The sequence below is a fragment of the Dapis brunnea BLCC-M229 genome (assembly GCF_050015995.1).
Taxonomy (GTDB): Bacteria; Cyanobacteriota; Cyanobacteriia; order Cyanobacteriales; family Microcoleaceae; genus Trichodesmium.
The window spans coordinates 1-5,498 of record NZ_JBNHEP010000254.1 but is presented as its reverse complement, the minus strand read 5'-3'; the positions used below and the strand labels follow the sequence as shown (position 1 = coordinate 5,498).

Here is a 5,498-nt window from a genome sequence, read left to right as displayed (position 1 = left end):
TGTGTTCCTTGACCGTTATTAATACTTTAGCTAGTTTATTTCGGTTTGTAAAGGGGTTTGTGTCATAAGGTATCAAATCTGATTAATAAGTAGGGCTTATTTTAATTGTTCACCACACAAAATTACAAAAAGTAAAGTATCCTTAAAAACTGAAAAGAAATTTTTTAATTATATAGAATCCGGTTATATAATATATGTTGATAATTCTATATATGTTGATAATTCTATATATGTTGATAATTCTATATATGTTGATAATTCTATAAATTACTTCAATATTGAATAGAACCATCTCCCCATCTCCCCATCTCCCCCAACCATATAATAAGTATTCAACCGGATTTGATATTAAATACCAAATGGTTATAATTTGATATTCTATCCGGCCTGAAAATGATAGGCTTTTTCTTAGAAGGGAATAAACGATCAAACTTCAGGAAATTAACGGGAAACTAGCCCATTAATTAAACGTTCTATAACTGTGAGACTATAATATGGGGCACATATTTGAGCAATTGTCTTTGGGTGAGGGCAATAATCAAGAAAACTGATAATATTGCCATAAATGGACTTTTGGGCAAAAAGGCTTTCAAATTTCTGGGATGGAATACCACTGAGATCGAAATGTAATTCTTTGGTGTTGGGGGCAAAATCTAGCATCAGGCTATGGGTATAACCGCAAGTCTTGAGAACCTCCAAACATTTTAGGGTTTTAGTAAAAAACTCTGGAGACTAACCCTTTTGCTTTTGCCTCCTATTTACCCCGCCACCGTACTCAAACATTACGACCTTGGGGAGTAAATCCGGAGATAGGTAACTCAGTTGTTGCAATACCTGCCATTCCCAGCCTTCAATATCCAGTTTTAAACAGGTAATGGCAGCGATCGCTTCCTGTTTGATTAATGTCTGGAGGGTGAGAGTTGACACCACAAATTGATTTCTAGAAGCCCCAAACCATTGTGGAGAAAGGGAACTAAAGTTACTATTAAATAAACCTGCAAACGTTCCTAAATAGAGGGTTTGTTCCCCGTCTCGATCTGAGAGACACATTGGCAAGAGTTTTAGTTGGGAATAGTCACTTAACCGCTTTAACTTTTTCACAGGCAACGGTTCAACAGCAATGGTCTCAAAGCCCAACTCGGCAAATAGTTGGCAATAGAAAGCAAACGTCCCAACCCCCACATCTAAACACTTTCCAGAACGTTGGGGATCAATAGTCGGTAGTAAATCGGCAAGCAGAGGTTGGCAACAAACTTCTACACGCATGGTAATTTTATGGTGGTATTTGGACAAACGGCTCGAACAAACAGTGCATTGAGGTGACGCACATTGCCATCTGTCGCTAAAGTCTGGTCAAGATTGCCTGGGTACTCATACGGAGAAACTTCCTTAACCAATAGGTGAGTTAGAAAATTTTGGTTTTTGGCCACAGCGAATAAAGAATAGGGAAACTGAAAACATATAATATAGCTGAAGATAGCTGACTCAGCTTTGAAAAATTCTGTAAGTAATTGAATTTAATGCTTCACCCATGTCTAGAATTGTTACATATAGTCCTGCTTATACAGTAGTTCCTACTTATGAATGCTTTAATCATTGTAGCTATTGTAATTTTCGCTCAGAACCTGGCAAAATTTCTTGGCTGAGTCTATCAGAAGCAGAAAAAAAACTATTATCCCTCAAAAATCAAGGTATAATAGAAGTTTTGATTTTAAGTGGTGAAGTACATCCCAACAGCCAATACAGACAAGCTTGGTTTCAACTAATCTATGACTTATGTAGACTAGCCCTATCTTTAGGATTTTTGCCTCATACCAATGTAGGGCCACTTAGTAGGGCAGAAATGAAGAAGTTGAAACAGGTAAATGTGTCAATGGGACTAATGTTGGAGCAAATAACGCCTAAATTACTACAAACAGTCCATAGAAATGCTCCGAGTAAAATACCACATTTACGGTTACAACAATTAGAATGGGCAGGGGAATTAAGAATACCTTTTACTACTGGTTTATTGTTAGGAATTGGAGAAACTGTAACTGACTGGAAAGAAACATTAGAAGCGATCGCTGATGTGCATAAAAGATGGGGTCATATTCAAGAAGTTATTCTACAACCCTATAGTCCTGGTAATCAAGAAACATGGAATGGTGAAGCTTTCGAGATTAATTTATTGCCAGAAGTTGTAGCGATTGCTAGTCAAATTTTACCATCAACTATTACCCTACAAATTCCTCCTAATTTAGTTACAAAACCAGAAATATTATTAGCTTGTTTAGAAACTGGAGCGCGAGACTTAGGAGGTATCGGACCTTATGATGAAGTTAATCCTGATTATCCTCACCTCCACTATCAAGCTTTAGCAAAAATTTTGAAGTCTGGAGGATGGCAGTTAATTAAAAGATTGCCAGTATATTATAAATATGATGATTGGTTGCCAATAAATTTAAAAAATACTGTTAGTAAATGGCGTATGAGATTGTCAGTAGATTGATAATCTTTATTTAATTAAAACTCATATTCCGCACGTCAAGTTGTAATATTAAAAGTGGCGTTGGTAAATCAAGAGATGAAACTTTAAGAAAAATCTGTTTTTAATACCTCTAAATATCTAACCAGAGCAAGTGATGGGTATCAACTCTAGTAGAAAATCATCTTAGCAATTACCAACGCCTTAAAAGTAGTATAAAAATCAGTAACTGGCTAAATATTTATACTATATAGATCCTCTTTATTCACCTTTCTCCTGAGTCAAATTCTCATAAAAATATTAAGTATAGCGCTACTTGAATCGGGAATAGGGAACACTTAACTGGGAACAGTTGACTATCAAAAGGTTTCAGGATTTAGAAATGTCCGCGCCCTATTTGCGTAGTGCTATATTTATGGTTAATTATTTACTCCTGACTCCTAACTCCTAACTCCTAACTCCTAACTCCTAACTCCTAACTCCTTATTTTTATGCTACGTTTTGAAATGCGGAATGTAGGTTAAAACCTTGTAGAGACATTTCATGGAACATCCCTATTGTAGTCCACCCAAATGATCAAACTATTCATATATAGGTTTGAGAATAATGGACGTAACAGAACTCGAATCTGTGACCTCCACGATGTCAACGTGGCGCTCTAACCAACTGAGCTATACGTCCAAATATTTAATTATACTAACACAGCCTTCTTAAACTTGCAACCCCTAAAAAAAATTTTTATATATTCTTCATTATCGATTATCCATTATCCATTATTAATTAACTCACCCTCCGCCACACACCCACAGTCCCATCCCCACAACCCGTCGCTAATATCTGACCATCTACACTAAATGTTACCGCATTCACTACCCCCTGTTGACTCAATATTCCTACTTCCTCCATTGTATAAGGATTCCATAAATACAAGTTCGCATTCCGACACCCACTTGCCAACATCAAACCATCCGGACTCATCGCCACCCCATTCACTCCATCGGGATGCTGCAATTCTCCTAATAAATCTCCCGTTGCTAATTGCCACAACTTCACAGTATTGTCACTACTACCACTTGCTAATATCTGACCATCCGGAGAGATCGCCACACTCCGCACTACATCACTATGACCAGTCAAGGTCAACAACAACTTCCCTGTCTCCAAATTCCATAACTTGATCGTCTTATCCCCACTCCCACTCGCTAACACTTTTCCATCAGGACTAATAGCAATCGACTCCACCCATGCAGTATGACCTTTCAAAAAACCTCTCATTTTCCCACTACCGAGATACCAAACCTTTACCGTCTTATCACCGTGACTACTTGACAATATCTGACCGTCTTGACTAATAGCGATCGCCTGCACAGCACCCCAGTCTTGACCAAACCAATTTCCCAAAGTTCGCACCAACTTTCCTGTACCCAAATTCCAAACTTTTACCGTACCGTCATTACTACCACTCACCAAAGTTTGACCATCCGGACTCAAAGCGATCGCCTGCACCCATCCTGAATGACTGAACATCCAACCTCCTAAAGTCTGAGGAGCGCTACCAGTTCCCAGAGTCCAGACTTTAATACTATTATCTTCACCCCCACTCACCAGAGTTTGACCATCAATACCAAATGCTACAGTTCTCACTTTATCAACATGACTTTCTAAACTTTCCAATGCTTCCCAAGAATTTCCTACGGTTTGCATTAAATCTTGCAAAACTTCTTCTACTGAACGATAACGTTGCGACAAAGAAACTTGAAGCATTTTATTAATGATATTACTCAAGGATGTACTCACAGGTCTAGGTAAATGTTGTTGCCATAACCACTCTTCACCGTGACGCAGGTCGAAAGGGTTTAGTTGAGTCATTAACTGAATACAAACAACACCCAAACTATAGATATCGCTAGCAAATACGGGTTTACCCATTAATTGTTCTGGAGCTGTATATTCTGGGGAACCGATGACTGTAGCTGTTTTGACATTGGCATTAGTGGAAATAGCTTTGGCAGCACCGAAACCGACTAAACATAAATTTCCGCCCCAGTCATACCCGCTTTCATCAGTACCACGACGAATAATATTTTCTGGTTTAATATCGCGATGAATGACTTGATTTTTGTGTATAAACTGCAAAACTTGCAGTATTTCTCTAAGAAATTTTCTAATTTTTTGTTCGTCAAATGTTCCCTGTTCTTTTAACTCTTGAGCTAAATTTTTTCCTTCTATATATTCTTGAACTAAGTATTGATAAGATGAGACAATAAAATAGGCTAACAAACTAGGAATTTGGGGGTGTTTTCCGAGTTTGTCTAATTGTAATGCTTCTCTATGAAATGATGTTGATGCTTTTTCTATTTCATTGAGATTTTGTGCTGCATTTTTGCCGGAAATAGCTATGGGTAAAAATTGTTTAATTACAGAGATAGGTTTTGAGGGAATATCTTCATCAACTGCTAAGAATGTTCGGCTAAATGTGCCAATTCCGATTGGTTTTAGGAGGCGGTAATGTTCTCTGAGGATGAGTTTTGCTCCGCAACTTTGGCAGAATTTATTTTTGTCTGGGTTTTGGGGTTTTTGGCAGGTGGGGTTATAGCAATAACTCATAAGTTTTTCGGGTGAAATATTGGCTATTATACCATTTTGAAAAAAGAGTGTGTCTTGAATAATTTGGTCAAATCAAATGATTGAAAGCTGAAAATAGCCTGCTCAAATAGAATTGTTTCAGGGTAAAAAATGATAATAAGAGAGCTATTTATAGCTGACTACTGACTATTGACTACTAGAAACAGTCCAAATATTTGTAGCAAAAATTTACCCAATCATTAATAATTAGGGCTTGCTGAAACTATCTAAAAGCATTTCCAGATAAAGGTAAGTGCCTTTTTAGGTCTTTAAAAAGTACAAGGTTTTCGTTCTAGGAAGGTCAAAAAGTTACGATTTTGGGCAGAATAATTGCAGAAAAATCAAGGGATAATTCTTCCTCCTACCTCCTCTAAATTCCCCATTCCTCCTGACTTCCCCTCCTGGG

General features: G+C 37.5%; 4 protein-coding genes and 1 tRNA gene. 1 reads left to right on the top strand and 4 read right to left on the bottom strand.

The annotated features are described in order from the left end of the window. Positions 1–441: 441 nt before the first annotated feature. Together ACP6PM_RS29595 and ACP6PM_RS29590 are read right to left on the bottom strand one after the other, a co-directional pair. Positions 442–660 carry a hypothetical protein gene (locus ACP6PM_RS29595; protein WP_426590461.1) on the bottom strand — a complete coding sequence of 73 codons (219 nt, stop codon included), beginning with the start codon at positions 658–660 and terminating at the stop codon, positions 442–444. A 72-nt stretch (positions 661–732) separates the two neighbouring features. Beyond that, the gene (locus ACP6PM_RS29590) at positions 733–1,266 is read right to left on the bottom strand and encodes an FkbM family methyltransferase (RefSeq protein ID WP_426590460.1); all 534 of its coding nucleotides are present in this window, start codon (positions 1,264–1,266) and stop codon (positions 733–735) included. A gap of 265 nt (positions 1,267–1,531) precedes the next feature. Between ACP6PM_RS29590 and cofG the strand changes: the two genes are divergently transcribed. Further along, positions 1,532–2,491 carry a 7,8-didemethyl-8-hydroxy-5-deazariboflavin synthase subunit CofG gene (gene cofG, locus ACP6PM_RS29585; RefSeq protein ID WP_426590459.1) on the top strand — a complete coding sequence of 320 codons (960 nt, stop codon included), beginning with the start codon at positions 1,532–1,534 and terminating at the stop codon, positions 2,489–2,491. A gap of 583 nt (positions 2,492–3,074) precedes the next feature. On the opposite strand, the gene ACP6PM_RS29580 is transcribed toward cofG, so the two are convergent. After that, positions 3,075–3,148, bottom strand: a tRNA-Val gene (locus ACP6PM_RS29580). A gap of 99 nt (positions 3,149–3,247) precedes the next feature. Continuing rightward, positions 3,248–5,074, bottom strand: coding sequence for a protein kinase domain-containing protein (locus ACP6PM_RS29575; RefSeq protein WP_426590458.1), 1,827 nt, complete (start codon positions 5,072–5,074; stop codon positions 3,248–3,250). Positions 5,075–5,498 lie beyond the last annotated feature (424 nt).